We start from the raw sequence: 19,993 nt of genomic DNA on the forward strand, positions 1-19,993 counted from the left end.
CTCAGATGACGCCGTCGGCGGCGAGTCGGCCGATGGCCTTCTCGTCGAGACCGAGCAGGCCGCCGTAGACATCCTGGTTGTGTTCGCCGAGCTCCGGGCCGGGATGGCGCACCGATCCCGGGGTCTCGCTCAGTTTCGGGAAGACGTTCTGCATCGGCAGCTCGCCGAACTCCGGATGCGCGAGTCGGACGATGGCCTCGCGCGCGGCGAAGTGCGGGTCGGTGAACATATCTCGCGCGGTGAAGATCCGGCCCGCTGGTACGCCCGCCGCGTGCAGCTGCGCGAGCAGCTCCTCGGTCTCGAACGTCGCGGTCCACGCGGCGATCAGGTCGTCCAACTCGGTCATCCGGGCGCCGCGGGCGTTGTGTGTCGAATACCGTTCGTCGGTCGCGAGTTCGGGGCGGCCCATGGCCTTGACGAGGCGGGCGAAGACGGTGTCCTGGTTCGCGGCGACCAGGATCATCTCGCCACCGAGGGTGGGGTAGATATTGCTGGGTGCGACATTCGGCAGCACCGATCCGGTGCGCTCGCGCTGATACCCGGTGACCGCGAATTCGGGGAGAAGTGACTCCATCATCGCGAGCACCGCCTCGTAGATGGCCGAGTCCACCATCTGGCCGCGCCCGGTATTCGCGCGGTGGTGCACCGCCGCGAGGGTGCCGATGGTGGCGAAGACCGCGGCGAGCGAGTCGCCGAGCGAGATGCCCGCTCGGGCCGGGGCATGGTCGGGATCGCCGGTCACATAGCGGATTCCGCCCATGGCCTCCCCGATGGAGCCGTATCCGGCGCGCGGCGAGTACGGCCCGGACTGGCCGTATCCGGTGACACGCACCATGATCAGCCCGGGATTGTGCTCGCGGAGCCGGTCGAATCCGAGGCCCCAGCGTTCCATGGTGCCGGGCCGGAAGTTCTCGATCACGATATCGGCGCGCTCGATCAGCTGCCGTGCCAGCTGCTGCCCGCCGGGATCGCGAAGGTTGCAGGTCACCGACTTCTTGTTCCTGGCCACCACCGGCCACCACAGCGACTTGCCCGCCGACTGCTCCCGGCCCCACTGCCGCATCGGATCGCCGGTGCCGGGGGATTCCAGCTTGATCACCTCGGCGCCGAGATCGCCGAGCAGCTGGCCGGCGAACGGTCCGGCGAGCAGCTGACCCATCTCCACTACCCGCAGGTCGGCAAGCGGACCTGTCGGTGTTGTCGCCTCGACTGCCATGTGGTCGTCTCCATTCCGTGGTGCCTGCGTCGATGTCGCGGTGGACATATCGCGAACCGCCAGCTTGGATACAATGTATCCCGTAGCGGAACAGACCGGCAAGATGGCTCGGCTGCCCCGCGCCGGGAGCGTTGTGTCGACAGCAATCTGGAGGATCTGTGAACGTCACGTTGGTCGAGGTCGCGCCGAGGGACGGCCTACAGAACGAGCCGGTCGTCATCACGGTCGAGGACAAGATTCGGCTGATCCAACGCAGCGTCGACGCCGGACTGCGCCGGATCGAGGCGGTCAGCTTCGTCCACCCGAAGCGGGTGCCGCAGATGGCGGATGCGGAGGCCGTCATGGCGGGAGTGCCACGGATCGACGGCGTGTCCTACGCCGGGCTGATATTCAACGACCGCGGCTTGGATCGCGCGCTGGCGGCGGGTGTCGACGAGATCAATGTGGTGGTCGTCGCCACGGATTCGTTCAGCCTGCGCAACCAGGGCTGCTCGACCGAGCAGGGGATCGAGCGCTGGATGACGTTGGCGGCCAGAGCGAAAGAGGCGGGGGTGCGCCGCACGGTGACGATCGCCGCGGCGTTCGGCTGTCCCTTCGAGGGAAACGTCGCCGAATCGGCGGCGCTGGAACTCGTGCGCCGAGTCGCCGAGGCGCAACCCGAGGAGATCGCCCTCGCCGACACGATCGGCGTCGGCATCCCGGATCAAGTCAGCGCGCTCGCCACCGGCGTGGCGAGGATCGCCCCTGATGCGGACCTGCGGTTTCATTTCCACAACACCCGAAACACCGGCTACGCCAATGCCGTTGCGGCGCTGAACGCCGGTGTCGGCATCCTGGATACCAGCACCGGTGGCATCGGCGGCTGCCCCTTCGCACCCGCCGCGACGGGCAATATCGCCACCGAGGATCTGCTGTACACACTGGACCGGATGGGCATCGAGACCGGCGTCCAGCTCGAGCGGGTCATCGAAACCGGTTCGTGGCTGGGCGAATTGCTCGGGCAGCCGGTGCCCGCTCTCCTCGGACGGGCCGGTCTGTTCCCGGAACCGGCCGGAACCGCACCGGTCGACGCGTAATCGTTGTTGTCGCACGCAGCGCTCCCCGCGGGCACAGTCTCGCGCGGGGGCGTCGCTACCGCGCCTCGCGCAGCAGCGCCATCAGAGCGTCCAGATCGGGCTGACTCGCCAGATCGGCGACCGCCTTGCTGATTTCGTCGGCCTGCTCGCCGGAGAAGGTGCGTTCGGTGTTGAGCCGGAACTTGGTAGCGAGTTCGTCTGCGGACAGCGGATTACCGGGACCACCCCGGTTCACCTCGACGCGCTCGGTACGGACGCGACCGTCGCGCAACCAGGCCGTGAGGACAGCGGGGAACTGCTGAGGGAAGATCGCGTCGCAGCGCGGATCCGCGACACAGGTGACCCGAGCCGCGAGGGCGAGCCGGGCGGGGTCCGCGGCCGCCGCATCGGTGAAGTCTTGGTGGAACACGCCCAGGCCGCCGCCGCCGAGGAGTGCTGCCGCTACGGTGTACGGACCGGAGAAGGCGGCGTGGTAGCCCGATTTCGGGCGGATCTTGTCGGCGTGCGGTTCGCCGATGGTGCGCGATACCGCGGTCGGCACACCGAGTTCGAGGCGCTCGATATCGTCGGCGGTGATGCCGTCGGCGCGGAGGCGCAGGGCCGCGTCGATGCCCGCGTGGGTGAAATGGTTGCAGGGGTAGGGCTTGAAGAACACGCCGGGCAGCTCCCAGCGGGTACCGAGACCGTCGAGGATCGCGGCCGGGTTGCTCTGCTCGCCGCAGAACGCTTGCAGTAGCCCGAATCGTCCCTCGAAGACCGTCGGCGGCCCGGTCAACCCGGCGCGCGCGAGGGCGGCGGCGGTGACCGCGGAGTGTGCGGCCCACCCGCAGTGCACCCGCTTCACCGTGCCGCCGGTGCGGTTGGCTTCTAGTAGCCCCGATCCCATACTCGCCGCGATGCCGATCGCGTGGGCGATGCCGTCGGCATCGGCGCCGGACAGCATCGCAGCGGCCGCGGCGCCACCGAGGGCGCCGCAGATGGCGGTCGCGTGCAGCCCCCGTTCGAAGAAGACCGAATTGCCCAGCGCTTCGTTGTAGCCCGCCATGCCGACGCGGACCGCGATTTCCACCCCGACGGCGATGGCATCCAGCAGCGCGGCACCATCGGCATGGCGGGATTCGGCGACCGCGAGGGCGGCAGGCACTACCGTCGCCGAGGGATGCAAGACCGAGGGCAGATGAGTGTCGTCGAAATCCATGGCATGCGCGAGTGTCCCGCCGAGTAGCGCGGCACTCGCATCGGGCCAGCGACCGGGCAGGCCGAGTGCCGTGGCCCGAGGTGCGCCGCCCCACTCCGTGATCACCGTGCGCACGGCGTGTACCGGTGACGTCCCGAGCGCGGCGATGCTGTTGCCCAGCACATCGAGCACTCGCTGCGCGGCGTTGGCGCGCAGCTCGTCCCCGACGCCACGCTCGCGCGCCGATGCGGCGAAGGCGGCCACTCGCGCCACGATGGTGGCGTCGTTCATCGGCTGACCGCCGCGAGCGGGCGAATAGGGGAGCCGGTGCCGCCAACAATGCGCAAAGGGGCGAGCAGGAAAGCGAATTCGCTGATCCCGGCATCGGCGAGATCCTCCAGCGCGAGGTGCTCCATGATGTAGATGCCGGAATCGACGAGCAGCACCCGGTGCACCGGCAAGATGCTGTGGCCTGCCCCCGGCGCTATGCACTCGTAGGCAGTGGTGTCGGAACCGGTCGCCGACACCTCGTGATCGGCGAGCCAGTGGGCCGCGTCGACGCCGATCCCCGGGACGCCGGTTGCCTGGCCCAGGTAGGCGCCGGGTTCGTCGAACAGCTGCGACCATCCTGTGCGGATCAGCGCGACGTCGCCCGCCGTCACCTGGACTCGTGCCTGCCGGGCCGCCGCTGCCAGATCGTCCACCGTGATCTCGTAGCCACCGGGGAGGGTGTCGGTCTCGTGCACCCGAGCGATGTCGAGCAGAACGCCGCGGCGCAGCATGCCGGGCAGATGTTCGGCGCCGTGCGCGCTGAACTTGCCGCCACGCTGGGCCTCCTGCGCGTCGACCCCGCCGTGCAGCGCGCCGTTGTGGCTGACGTGGCTGAGCGCGTCGATGTGGGTGCCGACATGTCCGCCGGTCACGATGATCTCGTTGGCGGCCGAGCCGCCGTCGGCACGCACCATGTCACCGTGTCTGCGGGCCAACGTCATGCGGAAGCCGGGATGATTCGGCGAGCACGGCATGCCGGTGAAGAAGGGCTGCCCCAACTCGATCAACCGGATATCGCCTCGCACGGCCACGATCAACGGATCGATGGCGGCTTCTTCGGGCATGGCGGACTCCTGTGATCGTGGTGTCGTTGTCATCGGATCACCCCGGCAGCGCGAAGCTCGGCGAGGTCGCTCGCGTCGACGCCGTAGCGACTGAGTACGTCGTCGGTGTGCGCGCCCAAAGGCGGCCCGGTCCACCGTATTTCGCCTGGCGTCTCCGACAGTCGGAACAGGATGTTCTGCATACGCACCTGGCCCAGCTCGTCGTCAGGCAGCGAGATGATCGATCCGAGAGCCCGGAACTGCGGGTCGGCCAGCACATCGGCGGCGGTATAGATCGGCGCCACCGCGGCCTCGGCATTGTCGAAGGCGTGTATCACCTCCTGGGTGCTGTGCTGTGCGATCCAGCCGCCGACCGCCGCATCCAGTTCATCGGCGTGCCCGGCCCTTTCGCTGCCGGAGGCGAACCAGGGGCGGTCGATGAAATCGGGTCGTCCGACCAACCGCACCACCCGTTCGGCGACCGATTGCGCGCTGGTGGAGACCGCGACCCAGCCCCCGTCGGCGGTGCGATAGGTGTTGCGCGGCGCGTTGTTCGATGACCGATTGCCCATCCGGGGTTGTAGCTCGCCGAGTTGGTCGTAGGCGATGATCTGTGGGCCGAGCAGGGTCAGGATCGGTTCGATGATGGCGAGGTCGACCTGCTGGCCGTGACCGTCGTGCTCGCGGGCACGAAGTGCGGTCATGATCGCGAAAGCTGTTGTCAGGGCAGCGATTCCGTCAGCGAGCCCGAAGGGTGGCAGGGTGGGCGGGCCATCCGGTTCACCGGTCACGGCCGCGAAACCGCTCATCGCCTCGGCGAGCGTGCCGAAGCCGGGCCGTCGCGCGTAGGGTCCGAACTGGCCGAATGCGGTGACCCGTGCCAGCACCAGGCGTGGGTTGATGGCACGCAGTTCGGGGTAGCCGAGTCCCCATCGCTCGAGGGTGCCTGGCCGGAAGTTCTCGATCACCACATCCGCGTCGGCGACCATGCGCCGGAAGATCTCCTGGCCCTGCGGCGAGCCGAGATACAACGTCACCGACTTCTTGCCGCGGCCGAGCATCTTCCACCACAGCCCGACCCCGTTGCGCTGGGCGCCGTGGCTGCGCACCGGATCGCCTTGGGGATGCTCGATCTTGATGACGTCGGCGCCGAAATCGGCGAGCAGGGTGGCCGCCAGTGGGCCGGCGAACAGCGTCGCCACATCGAGCACCCGGATTCCGGCTAGCGACTGCACCATTGCTCACTCCTTCACGCCGCGAGCGTTTCCCGTACCGAAACGGTGAGGGAGCTCACGACATTGACTACCAGCGCATGCTACTGCGATGATCGCCAAAGTGGAAATACTGTTTCGCACAGAGAAACTTGGAGGGTTGCTGTGCCCGCGACCGAACTGCTGATCCGCAATGCCCGCGTAGTACGTCCGCACGGCCCATTTTCGGAGAGTCCCGAACCCCTCGACATCGCGATCTCCGGGGGCACGATCGACGCGATCGGCCCGAACCTGCCCGTCGACGACCGGACGCGGGTGATCGATGCCGACGGCCTGCTCGCTTTCCCTGGCGTCGTCGACGCCCACCAGCACTGGGGGATCTACCGCGATCTCGCCGCCGACACCGAGAGCGAGAGCCGGGCCTGCGCCCAGGGCGGTGTCACCACCTCGTTGACCTACATGCGTACCGGGCGCTACTACCTCAACCGCGGTGGTTCCTATCGCGATTTCGTCCCCGAGGTCCTCGACCGGATGGCCGGGCGATCCCAGGTGGACTACGGCCTGCACCTGGCGCCGATGACCGCCGAGCACATCGACGAAATCCCCTATCTCGTCGAAGAATTCGGAATCGCCTCGTTCAAGATCTTCATGTTCTACGGCGGCCACGGCCTGCACGGCCGATCATCGGACCAGGCCGATTTCCTGATGATCCCGCCGACCGAACGCTACGACCTGGCCCACTTCGAATTCGTGATGCGGGGAATCCAGCGCGCTCGCGAGAAGTACGGCGACCACATCTCGCTGTCGCTGCACTGCGAGACCGCCGAGATCATGGCCGCCTACACCGCGCTGGTCGAACAGGACAGCACGCAGACCGGGCTGCGCGCCTACAGTGCCTCGCGCCCAGCGCATTCCGAAGGCCTCGCGATCACCATGGCCTCCTATCTCGCACACGAGACGGGCCTGGCGAACATCAATCTGCTGCATCTGTCGTCGGAGAAGGCAGTGGCGGCCGCGCTGACGATGGCCGAGGCGTTCCCGAATGTGAACTTCCGCCGCGAGGTCACCATCGGCCACCTGCTCGCCGATGTCGACACCGCCCACAGTATCGGCGGCAAAGTGAATCCGCCGTTGCGTGAGCGCGCCGATGTGGAGGCGCTGTGGCGGCATCTGCTGGCGGGCGAGATCGACTGGGTGGTCAGCGATCACGCGTGCTGCCGGGCCGAACAGAAGTTCGGCGCCGATCGCGAGGATGTGTTCCTCGCCAAATCCGGCTTCGGTGGCGCCGAGTATCTGCTTCCCGGCTTGGTCGGTGAGGGGCGCAAGCGTGGTCTGTCACTGCAACGCATCGCCGAACTCACCGCGGCCAACCCCGCCCGTCGTTACGGGCTGAGCCGCAAGGGGCACCTGGCCGTGGGATACGACGCGGATGTCGTGCTCGTCGACCCGGTCACACGATGGACGGTGCGGGCGGCGGACTCCGAATCCGCGCAGGAATACACACCTTTCGAAGGCTTCGAGATGACCGCGAGCGTCACCGATGTGTTCCTGCGCGGAAACCACATCGTGCGGAAGGGGCAACTGCAGGGCCCTGCGCACGGCCGCTACCTGCGGCGCGGCCCGGACGGCAGCTGATCGGCGCCGACCGCGCCGCAAGGGAGCGACGGCGGTGTCGCATTCACTGGTAGGTGGGGTCGGTCCACTGTCCGATGGAACGGGAGCGGACCGGCTCGACCAGCCGTGGTGCGAGGCTGTGCGCGAAGTCAGGTCCCCAGTTCGTCGCGTCGCCGGATATCTCGATCTTGGCGTTGTCGGTGTACCAGTCGACGAGATCGGCATCGGAGCGCACGATCCAGGTGCACCCGTGTTCGGCGTCGGCGGTGAAGTCGCCGTGGCGAATCAGGGCGGGCCGCCAGAAATAGGTTCCGGGCCACATCTTTCCGAAGTTGTAGTCGAAACCGCCGTCGAGGCAGTAGGCCTCCTCGCTGCACGGGTGATGAGCGAGGGGTTCCTCGCGCCATCCGGGCTTGGCCTTGATGAGACGGGTGTAGAAGCCGGTCGTCACATCGCGCTGCAGCAGCTTGATGTAGAGGCCGGGGACGGGGGTGCCGCCCAGGTCGAACCGCATCGGGCTGCCGTCCTTGACGTCGATCCACGGCATCGCCGCGGTGTCGAGGACAACCAGTTTCTGGTCTTCGCGGACGAAATCGCGGTCCGCGTCGGCGATATCGAAGTGCCAGTCGCCCCCTTCCCTGAACAGCAGGATCTCGGTGCCCTCGGCCACGGAGAGGGCCGGTGTCCACACCCCGGTCGGCGCCGTCCAGAAGCCGTGGGGACCGAGTTCGGTGTCGCCGATGGTTACCTGGCCGGACAGCACGTACCACTCGGTCGCGGCGTGGTGTACGCCGGCGGGCCGCGACCAGTCGCTGGTGAAGCGGACCTTGAGCGAGGCGGAGCCGTCTTCCTCGTCGTAGCTGAGATTGCGTTGTTCGGCACTGCCGGTGGCGTGCTGGAACTCGGCGGGGTGCTGGATCAGATCGCGTTCGTCGATGATTTCGACATGTGGACGCATGGGGTCCTCCTGAAGCGAAAGGTAATTCCACTACAGAATGTACTGGTTATTAATAACCAAGACAAGATGTATCGTTTATTCCTGTGAGCAAGCCAGGACGCCCAGCCGGTCCCGCCGCCGAGACCGCACAGCTCGTGCTCTCCGCGGCCTTGGATCTCTTGCTCACCGAGGGCGGCGCCGCGTTGACGCCGCAACGCCTGCACGCGGTGACGGGCGTGGCCAGGACCACGATCTACCGGCACTGGCCGATGCCGCGTGACTTCCTCGCGGCCCTGATCGCCGTCGCCCCGCACCCGGGTCCGCAACCGTCCGGCGACCCGGCCGCCGATCTGCACGCCGAAGTCGATCTGCTGTGTGATCGCCTGCGCGACAAACCCGTTGCCGCCTTCCTGCGCGCGCTGGTCACCGCCTCGGCCACCGATCCGGACTGCGTGCCGCTGCGTCAGCGTTACGTCATGGACTTGCTCGCACCGATCCATCGTTCGGTCCGCGCGCTCGCTGTCGACGCCGAGTGCGACGTCGAGGAGGCCGCCATGGCGATTGTCTCGCCGTTGCTCGTCGACGCGCTGCTGCTCGACCGGGCGGCCGATCGGAGCCGGGCGCATCGCGCCGTCGACGACCTACTGGCGCGGGCTACCGACCCGGCGCGCCACCCGACCTCCCGAGGAATGAGCAGATGACCAACGCTGTCGGCACCCGAGCCGTCTTCGGTGTGATCGTGCCGAGCACGAACACTGTTGTCGAACACGACTATTGGCGGGTCGCGCTGCCCGGCATCACCTACCGTTCGGGATCGATGTACATCCCGAACCCGGTGATGGGCAACGACGAGGACTTCCAAGCCCTCCTCGGTCAGATTCGCACCTCCATCGATACCGCGGTGCGCGATGTGCTGACCGCCGAACCCGATCGCCTGGTGATGGGCATGTCCGCCGAGACCTTCTGGGGTGGGGTAGCGGGCAACGCGGCCTTCGAGCAGCGCCTGCGCGAGCGCTCCGGATTACCCGTGACGACCGGTGCGAGCGCCTGCCGGGCCGCCCTCGGGGAACTCGGTTGCCGTCGGATCGCGGTGTTCTCGCCGTATCAGCCGATCGCGGACAGAGAGGTCGGCCGCTTCTTCACCGAGGCGGGATTCGACGTCGCCGCGATCACCGGACTGCGCTGTGCGACCGCGACGGACATCGCCCGCGTCGAGGCCGACCGGTTACGCGAGGTCGTCGCCGACATCGACGGACCGGATGTGCAAGCGATCGTCCAGGTGGGCACCAACCTGTCCTTCGTCGCGCTCGCCGACCAGTTGGAGCGTGAACTCGGCAAGCCCGTTGTCGCCATCAATGCCGCCACGCTGTGGCATGCGCTGCGCGAGCACGGCCTGGACGACCGTGCGCAGGGTGCGGGCAGCCTGCTGCGCGAGCGCTGATCCTGTGGCGCGACCTCGCGAGCGCTCTTGTTTCTCTCATCGGAACGGTGTTTCCTATATGAAACCTTGTTCCAGAAATGGAGAATCGCGTGTTCGTATCAACTCGGCGTGCTTCCGCACTCGCTCTCGCCCTGGCCGCCGCGGCGCTGAGCCCGCTCTCGGCCGCGCCCGCGGGGGCGGACCCGACCGACTACGGCAACCTGTGCATTCGCGCGCAGACGCAGACCGCGGATCTGCACCCGCGCAAGTTCGAACACGAGGGTGGAACCCTCGACAATGTGGACTATCCGGACGCGGCCGGTTTCGCCACGTCCAAGCCGCAGCTTCGCCCGCTCACCACCACGCGGTACACAACCTATGAGGACGCCGGGAAGACCCAGCCGAAACAGGTGCGGTGCAAGGGGAAATCGGCCGATCACATCGCCGCCGAATACGGTGCGCGCGTCACGGGCGAGGAAGGCACCTGCGCGGAGGTCAACGAGCGGACGGTGCGCGAGGTCGCCAAGGATCTCACCAACGACGAACGAAAAGCGTTGGTGCACAAGTCTCGCGACATCGTCATCGACCCGGACACCGTCGCGGCGACCGGTCAGGAGTGGGTCGCCGAATTCCCCACCACGACCATCGATGCCGACGGAGTCCTGCATATTCCGTCCAAGGCGTTGTACGTCCCCTATGACACCCCCGGTATCCCGGAGGCGTTCAAGGGGCAGCACTATTGCACGCTGGTCGCGCACGCCTATCTGAAGCGTATGATGCTCGGGCAGGCCACATCGTAAAAGCGTGCTTGATATCCCGGCTTCTTAACATCGGCGGTCCGGTCTGTTTGAATAGATGTATGTGCAGATGGATGGCTTATTCAGGGGAGCCGATTCTCGCTGAAGAACTGTTGTTCAAACCGCGGCACTCATTGATAGACCAGAGTTTGCATTCCCGCCTCGGCGCGACAACGACCAACGGCGACGGTTTCGGGATCGGCTGGTATGGCGAGGGTGACGAGCCGGCGATATTCAAGAGCATCGAACCGGCGTGGAACGATCGAAATCTGCGTGAGGTCGCCGGTCAGATCCGGACGTCGATGTTGCTCGCCCATATCCGCGCGTCGACCGGGACACCGGTGCAGCGGAGTAACTGCCATCCGTTCCGGCACGGGCGATGGCTGTGGATGCACAACGGCGCCCTGCGCGGGTTCCGCGAGGTCCGCCGTGACCTGGTCACCGCGATCGATCCAGCATTGTTCTGCGACCTCGAAGGATCGACGGATTCGGAGACGCTGTTCTATCTGGCGTTGACGTTCGGTCTCACCGACGATCCCCTCGGTGCCGTCGCTCGCGCGGTCGGATTCGTCGAAGATGTCGGGCGTATGCGCCGGGTGGAGAATCCGGTCCAGATGACCGTCGCGACGACCGATGGAAAATCCCTGTGGATCTTTCGTTACTCGAGTGAACGACAGTCCAGGTCGCTGTTCTTCTCGACAAAGATCGCTGACCTGCGGGCACTGCATCCGGAGGTGGACGTCTTGCACCGCCTAGGCGACCAGACCCGCTTCGTGGTGTCGGAACCACTACGCGATCTTCCCGGCGCGTGGAACGAGATACCCGAATCCTGTGCCGGAATAGTGCGGGCCGGGGCGGACGAACTGGTGGATTTCCAGCCCGTTTCGCCGGGCTGAGTTCGCGGGATCAATCAATCGCGGTGGCGGGCGGATCAACTGTCCGTGGCACGGTCGGTTCGATGGTGGAAAGCGTCGACCGCGGCTTCGATGGTGGGATAGAAGTGTGTCCTGTCGAACCGATCACCGACGCCGAAGCGGATCAGCTTGTCTTTGATCGGTCCCTTCATCTCGGCGAATATCAATTGAATTGCTTTGCCCGCGAGGTAGTTATCGAGATCGACGAGTTCGTCTACGGCCGTCGTGTCGAGATCGGTGATGGGTTCGGCGGCGATGATGACCCATTCGATCGGGGGCGGAGCATCGGCGACGACCGAGCGAACGTATTCGTCGAAGATCTGTCCGTTGGCGAAGAACAGGGGTGCGTCGAACCGCACCAGCACCAAGCCCGCGATGCGCTGCCCGTCGGGGTGGCGCTCGACGTCGTGATAGCCGGGACGGTCCGGCGTCCGGACGAGTTCGGTGCGGTAGGGCTGCCAGGCCCGCGCGACCACCGCGACGAAGGAGAGCCCGATCGCGACGATGATGCCCTGCAGCACGCCGACCAGCGCGACCCCGACGAACGCGGCTGTCGCGAGGGCGAATTCCACGGAACTCATGTGCCACATCCGGACCATGCCGCGGATATCGATCAACGCGGTGGCCGCGACGATCACGACCGCCCCGAGTGCGGCGTCGGGCAGGTATGCAGTGAGCCCGGGGGCGAGCAGCACGAAGAGCAGAACGGCGATCGCGCCGACGACGCCCGCCAATTGCGTGCGGGCGCCGCTCTGTTCGGCGACCGGAGTTCGCGACCCGCTCGCGGAGACAGGAAATCCACCGAACAGACCGCCCGCCACATTGGCGACCCCGATCGCCTTCATCTCGGTGCTGCCGTTGACATCTTCCCCGTGCCGGGAAGCGAAGGTCCGCGACAGCACGCCGCTGTCGGCGAACGCGATCAGCGCGATCCCCGCCGCGGGTCCGATCAGGTGCCCGATGTCGTCCCAGCCGATGCCGCCGATGGAGGGTAGCGGCAGGCCTTCGGGCAGGGCGCCGACCATGCCGATGTCGTCGGTGAGTCCGGCGGCGGCCGAGATCGCGATAGCGCCCGCCACCGCGACCAACACACCTGGTATCGCAGGCAGCCACCAGCGGAAGGCCACGATGACAGCGAGCGTGCCGAGGCCGATAGCGGCCGCGACGGGATCGATATCGCTGCGGACCACGGCCTGCCCGATCTCGGCGATCTCGGCGAGCACGCCGGTGGCATCGACGGAGAAGCCGAGCAGTTTGGGAAGCTGCCCGACGACGACGATGAGCGCGATCGCGTTCAGGTAGCCGAGTCGGATGGGCTTGGACAGCAGCTCGGTGACGAACCCGAGCCGAAGGAATCCACCGACGAGCAGAATGAGCCCGACGAGAACGGCGAGGACTCCGGCCAGGGCCAGCGCACGGTCGGGATCGTCGACGGCGGCCAGTGGTAGCACCGCGGCCGCGATCAGCGGGGCGAGTGAGGAATCCGGGCCGAGCACCAGGATTCTGGACGGCCCGACCACGGCGTAGGCCAGCAGCGGCACGATGGTCGCGTAGAGCCCGGCGTACGCGGGCAGTCCCGCTGCTTCGGCATAGCCCATCCCGGCGGGGATCAACAACGCGGTCAGGACGAGGCCCGCGGTGATATCGGCTCGCAGCCACGCACGGTGATATCCGCGGGCTGTCGCGATCCCGGGTAACGCGGTGACGCGGTCCTTCCACGACATGGTCGGGCGCCTCAGCGCACTCGTGCGCGGGCGGAGGCGGTCGCCACCGGGCCCGCGTGCACCGTGTGCGTGGCGGCCATAGCTCGCCGTCCTTCTCTCGATGGGGGCCCTTCAGCAGGGTGAGCGAATCAACTAGATCGTAGCCATGGACGGGACACTGTGCGGGTCCTCGCCGGTGACCTCGATCGGGTAGACGCCGACAGCTTGCCGAGCGGCCTTCTCGACGAGCAGCGGAACGAAATCGCGGACACGGGCATCGGCGAACCGCTCATGGATACGGCGCACCAGGAGCTCGATCTCCGCCGGTGATTCCGCGGGGAAACGGGCGATCAGGCGTTCGATCACCTGATCGATCTGCACAGATTCATTGTCGTCGCGCATCATCCACCGCCTGCTCGCTCAGGACTCACCGGTCTGGTCATATCGCCCGCTGGGAATCGTCGGCTTCGCACCCTTCGACGGTCAGGCGCGAGAGCACATCCACGACGTCGGCCGGGCCGCCGGCCACCAGGGCACCGCGTTGCCGGACGGCGCCGTTGCCGCTGGTGAGTACTGCCGCCAACGCGTCGCGGGTGAATTCGTAGTCACCGGATTCCTCCAGGGCGCAACGGACGTGGCAGAGCAGTTGGGTGAGGGCTGTGGGGAATCGCGTGCCGGAGAGCCCGTCGCGGGCGGCGTAACTGCACGCTGAGCGCAGGCGCGCGCCGGCGATCGGAACGGCGAGGTGCCCACGGTCGATGGCGGCGACCGAGGTGATGACAAGGGCCCGCACGAAACTCGCCAACAGGGCGGTTTCCACGACGGTGGCGGGCACGTCGCTGATTCGGATCTCGATGGTCGGCAGATGAGCGGACAATCGCACGTCCCAATAGACCATCGCGGGGTCGAGAATGTGTCCGTCCTCGGCGAGGTCCGCGACGATGTCGTCATAGTGGGCTGCTGACCGGAAATACGGTGGTGGGCCCGCGCTCGGCCACTGCGCCCACACCATGTGGCGCCAACTGGCGTGCCCGGTATCGATGCCCTCGGCGATCGGCGAATTCGCTGTCAACGCCAGCAGGGTGGGCAGCCAGTGACGCAGGTGATTGCTGACCTGCACCGCGAGGTCGCGCTCGGGGACGCAGACATGGACATGGCAACCGCAGGTCACCTGCTCGGCCGGCGCCCCGAAGCGTTCGGCCATGCGCCGGTATCTCGGCGTGTCGGTGATGGAACCGGTAGGCGGGCCCCAGATCGGCACCCCCACCGCCAGCGGAAGCGAACCGGACCGAGCCGCGGCGGCGATGATCGCGACCCTGGCCCGTCGAACCTCGCGATGTACCTCCTCGATACTCGCGCAGACGGGCGTGCAGGTCTCGATCTGGCATTGCGAGAGTTCCAGCTGCACATCGACGCCGGTCTCGGCTGCCGCCACGGTGGTGTTGGTCAGAGACGGGCATCCGGTGGCCGGGTCGATCAGCACGAACTCTTCCTCGACGCCGACGGTGTACGCGCGGACATCGTTGTGGTGCAACCGATCGCGTTGGTCGATCGACAGGGACGCCATCGTTCCTCCTGGTCGGCGCCTCGCTCACCCGTGGACGAGCTATCGGGGAGACATCCGACGAGGACTCAGCGTGCGGGTCGCCAGGTGGAGACTGCCCAGATGATCACGACACTCAGCGCGATGATCACGATGGACCAGGCCGGGTAGTAGGGCAGCGACATGAAGTTCGCGACAATGACCAACGCGGCGATTCCCAGCGCGCTGTATCGACCCCACGTCGATCCGATCGCAAGGCCGATGCCGCAGATCAGCGCGAGGGCGCCGAGCACGACATGAACCCAGCCCCACGTCGTGGTGTCGAACTCGTAGACGTATTCGATGCCGGCGACATACAGCTGGTCGTCCGCGATCGCGGAAATCCCTTGAAGAATGGAGACCGCCGCCAAAATCACGAGCATGAACGCGGCCGAGATGGATATCCCCTCGGCGATGGCCTGCCGCTGGAAGGGCTCTGCCTCGGGCGTGGCGTTGTGCACCGCAGATGTATTGCTGGTCATGTCGACTCCTCGGTGATGCTGAGGACCGCCCACTCGACACCAAGCGATCCGCCGTTTGAATGGATGCAGGTCCTGTCGGAAACTTCTACATGTTCGAATCCATTGTCAGTGGACCACCGGTGGTGGTTGTAGTGACGACGAGGGTTGATGCTCCCTCTTTTTTCGCGCGCGAGTGTTAGCTCGGTGTCGTGGTGCATCATCGAGAATCGCATGCCCACGAAATGGTCTGCAGGGGTGCAGTATCCACATTCGTGGGTTGCCCAGAGTTTACCGGAGTGGATTCCTTTTAACAAGAAGCGGCGCAATCGCGAAAGATGTATGCGATCGGGCGACCGGCTGTTGGTCGGTAAAGATCGGTGCTCACGAGGTGTCACGGTCCGCCATCCGAAGTAGGCGACGCCCCGGTTCGACCGAGACTACCTATCGATCGAATCGATTGCCGGACAATTGCCGTCGATGCTGACGTATGCACTCAGTCTGCGCGTTACGGGCGAGAGTTATCGTTCGGCTGAATCGGCGGCGTCAGCTCGGGCCGTGGCGCTTATTCGGCAGGATTCCCCGACGCCGGTAGCTCGGCGTAGAACTCGCGGAGCGCGGAGGTGACGCCGACGAGTACGCGGTGGGCGGCGGTCAGGTCGGCATCGGGCAGCGCGGCCAGCGCGGCGCGGGTGCGGGCGCTGAGCGGTCCGAAGAATCCGGACGCGACCGACATGCCGTGGTCGGTATAGCTCAGGTTTACTCGGCGTCGGTCCGTCGGGTCGGACATGCGTTCGAGGTGCCCGGATTCGATCATGCGCTCGACCAGGTAGGTGACGGCCGGTGCGGAGACGCCCATCAACCTGCTCAACTGGCCCGCACTCACCGGCGAGCCCTCGGCGTCGGCGGTCGCGACATGCATCAGGGCGCGGAAATCGTTCGGGCGCAGGTCGTGCGATCGCGCGAAGGCATGACCGATCTGTTCGGAGATCGCGGTCAGGGCACGCAGATCCCTGGCTATCTCGGTCTCCAACTCCGGCCGACCGACGGCTGGTTCTGTGTCGGCGGTGTCGTCATCCACGCGCGATCTCCTGTCTCTGCTCGACAGAGAGCTTAGCTGCCGCAACCATGGGCTTTGCCGATTGCTTAAGTTTCTGAAATAGTTTTCTTGTGATGCGAGCGAGCAGAGGAAACGGATGGGACCGCTTCGCCGGGCTGGTCACCGGCAGACGATCGTGGGCGGTGTTGCTGGTTGTCGTCGCGGCCGCCATGGCCGTGATGGGGCTGGCGGGCAGCAACGACAGCGCGGGCCAGGCGCCGGTGTCCTTGCCCAAGTCGGCGGAATCGGCCTTGGCCGCCGAGGCCGCCGCGAAATTCCCTGACGCTGGAACGGCTGCGGCGATCCTGGTGGCGACGCGCACCGACGACGGCACGCTGACGCCCGGCGACCTCGCTGCGGTGAACGCGGCGCTCACCAGGGTCGGCGTCTCGCCGGCCGACGGCGCCCGGGTGATCCCGGCTCCCGACGGGCGCGCCGTGCTCGCCCAGATTCCGGTGTCCGCGCAGCTCAACGGGTTCGCGCTCACCGACCGGATCGGCGAACTGCGCACCCAGGTCACCACCGATCTACCCGATACCCTGCGCGTGCAGATCACCGGCGGCCCGGCGTTCGGCGCCGACATCGCCGACTCCTTCTCCGGTGCGAACTCGCTGTTGCTGATCGTCACCGCGATCGTGGTGATGGTCTTGCTCATCGTCACCTATCGCTCGCCGGTGTTGTGGCTGGTGCCGTTGACGGTGGTCGCCTTCGCCGACCGCGTCGCCACCAGCGTCGGCACGCTGTTGGCCGATCTGACCGGCCTCTCTTTCGACGGCTCGACTTCCGGCATCACCAGCGTTCTGGTCTTCGGGGCGGGAACCAATTACGCGTTGCTGTTGGTGTCGCGATACCGCGACGAACTGCATCGGCACACCGACCATCGCGCGGCGTTGCGCGCCGCGGTGCGTCGTGCCGCGCCCGCCATCGTCGCCAGCAATGTCACCGTTGTCCTCGCTCTGCTCACCCTGCTGTTGGCGCTGCTGCCCAACACCCGCAGCCTCGGCGCGTTCGCCGCGGCCGGTCTCGTGGTCGCGCTGATCTTCGTGCTCGCCGCGTTGCCGCCCCTGCTGGCACTGTGCGGGCGCCGGGTGTTCTGGCCGTTCGTGCCGCTGGCGGACGGTCGCGATACGGCCGAGCAGGGCATCTGGGCGAGTGTCGCGACGCAGGTCGTACGACGCCCGGCCATCGTCGCCGGGGCGGCCTCGGCGGTGCTGATCGTCTTCGCGACCGGGCTCGCGACCACCGATATCGGCCTCTCGCGGACCGAGCAGTTCCGGGTCGAGGCCGAGTCGGTCGACGGACTGGAGACGATGGCCGAACACTTTCCGTCGGGCTCTTCGGATCCGGCTGTGGTGATCGCGCGCAGCGCGACCATCGCGCAGACGCAGGCGGCACTGGACGGCGTGCAGGGCGTTTCGCGCGCTACCGCTACCGGCACGTCCGCGGGCGGTTCGACGCGGTGGTCGGTCGTTCTGGACGCCGCACCGGGTTCGGCGGAAGCGTTCACCACCATCTCGGCGATCAGGACAGCGGTCGGCGCGGTTCCCGGAGCCGAGGCCCTCGTCGGCGGTTCCGACGCCGAGGCGCTCGACATCCGCGACGCGGCCCGCCGAGACCAGGCGCTGGTCATTCCGCTGATTCTCGCCGTCGTGCTGCTGGTGTTGCTGGCGCTCCTGCGCGCGGTGCCCGCCGCCGTGCTGCTCGTCGGCGTCACGGTACTCAGCGCGGTCGCCGCGCTCGGGGCGGGCAGCTGGATCAGTGGCACGGTCTTCGGCTTCCCCGCGCTGGACACCAACGTGCCGCTGTTCGGCTTCCTGTTCCTGGTCGCGCTGGGTGTGGACTACACGATCTTCCTGGTGACCAGGGCGCGCGAGGAGGCAGGTACCCACGGCACCACTCAGGGGATGGTGCGCGCCGTCGCCTCCACGGGGGCCGTCATCACGAGCGCCGGTGTCGTCCTCGCCGCGGTGTTCTGTGTTCTCGGTGTGCTGCCGTTGATCACCCTGACCCAGCTGGGCATCGTGGTCGGAATCGGCATCCTGCTCGATACGTTCGTGGTGCGGACGTTGGTCGTTCCCGCGCTGTTCGCGCTGCTCGGCGACAAGGTGTGGTGGCCAGGAGCGCCGACGAAAGCTGTGGCGGCGTCGCCCGCTTCGAGGAAAACAGCCGACGTGGGCTGATCGTCACACTTCCCGGTCGAGTTCGGCACCACATGCCGAACTCGACCGGGCAGTGTCCTTCGACCGGTCGAATGCACGAGGATGGTCGGATGCTCATCCGAATCGTGGGGACGCAACTGCCAGGGTTGTCCTGCCGACCGCCGGGGATCGAGACGGCCTACTCGAACATCCATGTGGGCGTGCAGCGGAAGAATCGTCCGCAGGAGTTGCTCGACCTGCAACGTGGCGACGCGGATTCCGTCACGTGGACTGTGGAATGCACCGTCGACGGCGCCGACGTCCGCGGACCCTACATCCAAGGCAGACCAGGGGAACGCTTCCTCTACCTCAGCTGGGGCGCCGTCGACGACGCCGGAACCGTCACCATGTTCCGGCGGGCCAAACTGATGCTCGCCGACGTGCCTGCCGAGGTTCTGGCTGCCGCGACGGAATCGGGAGTGCTCGAGGCTCGACTCGGTCTCACCGATACGACCGGAAACCCGTTGTGCGCGAGGGTGAAACCTCCCCAGATCCGGTGGACTGCCGCGACCTGACCGCGATGCCTGCCCTGATCGTCGGGTGCCGACAGGCCGCAGACAAGGTCGGTCCCCGGTGGCAGGATGTGGAGGTGGGTGATTTCTTCGAACGAATCGTCGACCTCGAGGTGGCGGCCGCGGACGCGGGCGCGTTGGCGGAGCGGATGGTCGACTGGATGGTGTCGCGGCGATGGCTGCTTCGGGAGACCTCGCGCGACGCGATGTACAGCCTCCAGGTCGACGAAGGGTATGTGGCGGGCCCGGACTGGGCTGAGATCGCCCAGAACTGGGGCGAGGACTGGATCCCCGCGCCGGTCGCCGTGATCGTCGGCAGAAACGCCCACTACGCGGGCCAGGGTGGCATCGAACCGGCCGCCGCGATCTGTCCCCACTGCGCGGCGACCACCGTGATCATCGACTACCCGCAGGCCTGGGAAGCCGATCCCGCAGTGTGGCAACCATTTTCGGACGCGATCGACGCCTGGATCGAATCCGGTGAAGGCTCGGCAACCTGCGCCTCCTGCACCACAGCGAGCCCGATCACGACCTGGCGATGGGCTGACGATTTCGCCCTCGGCACCCTCGCCTTCGACTTCTGGGGCTGGCCGCCCCTGACCGACGAGTTCGTCACCGAGTTCACCGCCGAGCTGGGCCACCGGACCGAACACCACACAGGCAAGTTCTGATTCGAGGCCACCCACGGCTGGTGCCGCGCCGCCGACCTGCCTGATCGCGCGCGGCGATGTCACCGGCGGGGTGCTGGCCGTCGGACTCGTCCACGATCGGGGCAGACACACACCAGAACGTCAGGAAGCGCTCGATCGGTTGCGGTGCTCGCCGCATCCGGATCTGTCCCAGCCGGCGTGGGATATCGGGCGCTGAGCGAACCGTGGTGACGTCGGCGCTCGTGCCGGCTGGGTGCGACGCCGATCTCACCGGTGGGGAGTGGTCTACGGTGAAAATTTCGCCCTCACTAGCATCGATGCAGCGGAAATATCGA

19 protein-coding genes are annotated in these 19,993 nt (G+C 66.9%); 9 read left to right on the forward strand and 10 right to left on the reverse strand.

All coding sequences use genetic code 11. The features are described 5' to 3' along the window. Position 1 precedes the first annotated feature (1 nt). Positions 2 to 1,216 carry a CaiB/BaiF CoA transferase family protein gene (locus NS1_RS21530; RefSeq protein WP_062987152.1) on the reverse strand — a complete coding sequence of 405 codons (1,215 nt, stop codon included), beginning with the start codon at positions 1,214 to 1,216 and terminating at the stop codon, positions 2 to 4. A gap of 158 nt (positions 1,217 to 1,374) precedes the next feature. Here NS1_RS21530 and NS1_RS21535 point away from each other — a divergent pair, with 158 nt between their 5' ends. Further along, positions 1,375 to 2,292 carry a hydroxymethylglutaryl-CoA lyase gene (locus NS1_RS21535; RefSeq protein WP_062987154.1) on the forward strand — a complete coding sequence of 306 codons (918 nt, stop codon included), beginning with the start codon at positions 1,375 to 1,377 and terminating at the stop codon, positions 2,290 to 2,292. Positions 2,293 to 2,347: 55 nt separating this feature from the next. On the opposite strand, the gene NS1_RS21540 is transcribed toward NS1_RS21535, so the two are convergent. Genes NS1_RS21540 through NS1_RS21550 form a run of 3 tightly spaced genes read right to left on the reverse strand, consistent with a single transcriptional unit; the run spans position 2,348 to position 5,801 of the window. Next, complete coding sequence (locus tag NS1_RS21540; protein ID WP_062987156.1) at positions 2,348 to 3,760, reverse strand: MmgE/PrpD family protein; 1,413 nt, start codon at positions 3,758 to 3,760, stop codon at positions 2,348 to 2,350. Further along, positions 3,757 to 4,584: a cyclase family protein gene (locus NS1_RS21545; protein WP_062987159.1), complete on the reverse strand. Its 828-nt coding sequence runs from the start codon at positions 4,582 to 4,584 to the stop codon at positions 3,757 to 3,759. The genes NS1_RS21540 and NS1_RS21545 overlap by 4 nt, the downstream gene beginning before the upstream one ends. Before the next feature lie 29 nt (positions 4,585 to 4,613). Continuing rightward, positions 4,614 to 5,801 carry a CaiB/BaiF CoA transferase family protein gene (locus NS1_RS21550; protein WP_062987160.1) on the reverse strand — a complete coding sequence of 396 codons (1,188 nt, stop codon included), beginning with the start codon at positions 5,799 to 5,801 and terminating at the stop codon, positions 4,614 to 4,616. Positions 5,802 to 5,939: 138 nt separating this feature from the next. Between NS1_RS21550 and NS1_RS21555 the strand changes: the two genes are divergently transcribed. Then, positions 5,940 to 7,409, forward strand: a complete 1,470-nt coding sequence (locus NS1_RS21555; protein WP_062987162.1) for a dihydroorotase — start codon at positions 5,940 to 5,942, stop codon at positions 7,407 to 7,409. Positions 7,410 to 7,452: 43 nt separating this feature from the next. Here NS1_RS21555 and NS1_RS21560 read toward each other — a convergent pair whose 3' ends face one another. Continuing rightward, on the reverse strand, positions 7,453 to 8,346 hold the full coding sequence (locus tag NS1_RS21560) for a DUF4437 domain-containing protein (RefSeq protein ID WP_062987164.1): 894 nt from the start codon (positions 8,344 to 8,346) through the stop codon (positions 7,453 to 7,455). An 83-nt stretch (positions 8,347 to 8,429) separates the two neighbouring features. On the opposite strand from NS1_RS21560, the gene NS1_RS21565 reads away from it, so the two are divergent. The 4 genes from NS1_RS21565 to NS1_RS21580 all read left to right on the forward strand — a co-directional run bounded on the left by NS1_RS21565 (position 8,430) and on the right by NS1_RS21580 (position 11,438). Continuing rightward, on the forward strand, positions 8,430 to 9,026 hold the full coding sequence (locus tag NS1_RS21565) for a TetR/AcrR family transcriptional regulator (RefSeq protein ID WP_056810993.1): 597 nt from the start codon (positions 8,430 to 8,432) through the stop codon (positions 9,024 to 9,026). After that, positions 9,023 to 9,766, forward strand: a complete 744-nt coding sequence (locus NS1_RS21570) for a maleate cis-trans isomerase family protein (protein ID WP_062987166.1) — start codon at positions 9,023 to 9,025, stop codon at positions 9,764 to 9,766. Before NS1_RS21565 ends, NS1_RS21570 begins: the two co-directional genes overlap by 4 nt. A gap of 89 nt (positions 9,767 to 9,855) precedes the next feature. After that, complete coding sequence (locus NS1_RS21575; protein ID WP_157125331.1) at positions 9,856 to 10,545, forward strand: hypothetical protein; 690 nt, start codon at positions 9,856 to 9,858, stop codon at positions 10,543 to 10,545. 71 nt (positions 10,546 to 10,616) lie between these two features. Then, the gene (locus tag NS1_RS21580; protein WP_062987170.1) at positions 10,617 to 11,438 is read left to right on the forward strand and encodes a class II glutamine amidotransferase; all 822 of its coding nucleotides are present in this window, start codon (positions 10,617 to 10,619) and stop codon (positions 11,436 to 11,438) included. Between the two features lie 35 nt (positions 11,439 to 11,473). On the opposite strand, the gene NS1_RS21585 is transcribed toward NS1_RS21580, so the two are convergent. From NS1_RS21585 to NS1_RS21605, 5 genes are all read right to left on the reverse strand, one after another. Then, complete coding sequence (locus NS1_RS21585) at positions 11,474 to 13,180, reverse strand: SulP family inorganic anion transporter (RefSeq protein ID WP_062987172.1); 1,707 nt, start codon at positions 13,178 to 13,180, stop codon at positions 11,474 to 11,476. Positions 13,181 to 13,312: 132 nt separating this feature from the next. Then, complete coding sequence (locus NS1_RS21590) at positions 13,313 to 13,540, reverse strand: three-helix bundle dimerization domain-containing protein (RefSeq protein WP_307591946.1); 228 nt, start codon at positions 13,538 to 13,540, stop codon at positions 13,313 to 13,315. 58 nt (positions 13,541 to 13,598) lie between these two features. Further along, a complete protein-coding gene (locus NS1_RS21595) occupies positions 13,599 to 14,726 on the reverse strand; it encodes a glutamate--cysteine ligase (RefSeq protein WP_062987174.1) in 1,128 nt (375 codons plus the stop codon). Between the two features lie 65 nt (positions 14,727 to 14,791). Next, positions 14,792 to 15,223 (reverse strand): DUF7144 family membrane protein, encoded by a 432-nt coding sequence (locus NS1_RS21600; RefSeq protein ID WP_062987176.1) that lies wholly within the window; start codon positions 15,221 to 15,223, stop codon positions 14,792 to 14,794. Positions 15,224 to 15,764: 541 nt separating this feature from the next. Next, positions 15,765 to 16,280, reverse strand: coding sequence for a MarR family winged helix-turn-helix transcriptional regulator (locus NS1_RS21605; RefSeq protein ID WP_056810973.1), 516 nt, complete (start codon positions 16,278 to 16,280; stop codon positions 15,765 to 15,767). Positions 16,281 to 16,372: 92 nt separating this feature from the next. On the opposite strand from NS1_RS21605, the gene NS1_RS21610 reads away from it, so the two are divergent. The 3 genes from NS1_RS21610 to NS1_RS21620 all read left to right on the forward strand — a co-directional run bounded on the left by NS1_RS21610 (position 16,373) and on the right by NS1_RS21620 (position 19,679). Next, the gene (locus tag NS1_RS21610) at positions 16,373 to 18,478 is read left to right on the forward strand and encodes an MMPL family transporter (protein WP_062987178.1); all 2,106 of its coding nucleotides are present in this window, start codon (positions 16,373 to 16,375) and stop codon (positions 18,476 to 18,478) included. 89 nt (positions 18,479 to 18,567) lie between these two features. Continuing rightward, positions 18,568 to 19,011, forward strand: a complete 444-nt coding sequence (locus NS1_RS21615) for a DUF5990 family protein (RefSeq protein ID WP_062987331.1) — start codon at positions 18,568 to 18,570, stop codon at positions 19,009 to 19,011. Positions 19,012 to 19,085: 74 nt separating this feature from the next. Next, positions 19,086 to 19,679 (forward strand): hypothetical protein, encoded by a 594-nt coding sequence (locus NS1_RS21620; RefSeq protein ID WP_062987333.1) that lies wholly within the window; start codon positions 19,086 to 19,088, stop codon positions 19,677 to 19,679. Positions 19,680 to 19,993: the final 314 nt, after the last annotated feature.

It is taken from the genome of Nocardia salmonicida NBRC 13393 (assembly GCF_001613085.1).
Lineage (GTDB): Bacteria > Actinomycetota > Actinomycetes > Mycobacteriales > Mycobacteriaceae > Nocardia > Nocardia salmonicida.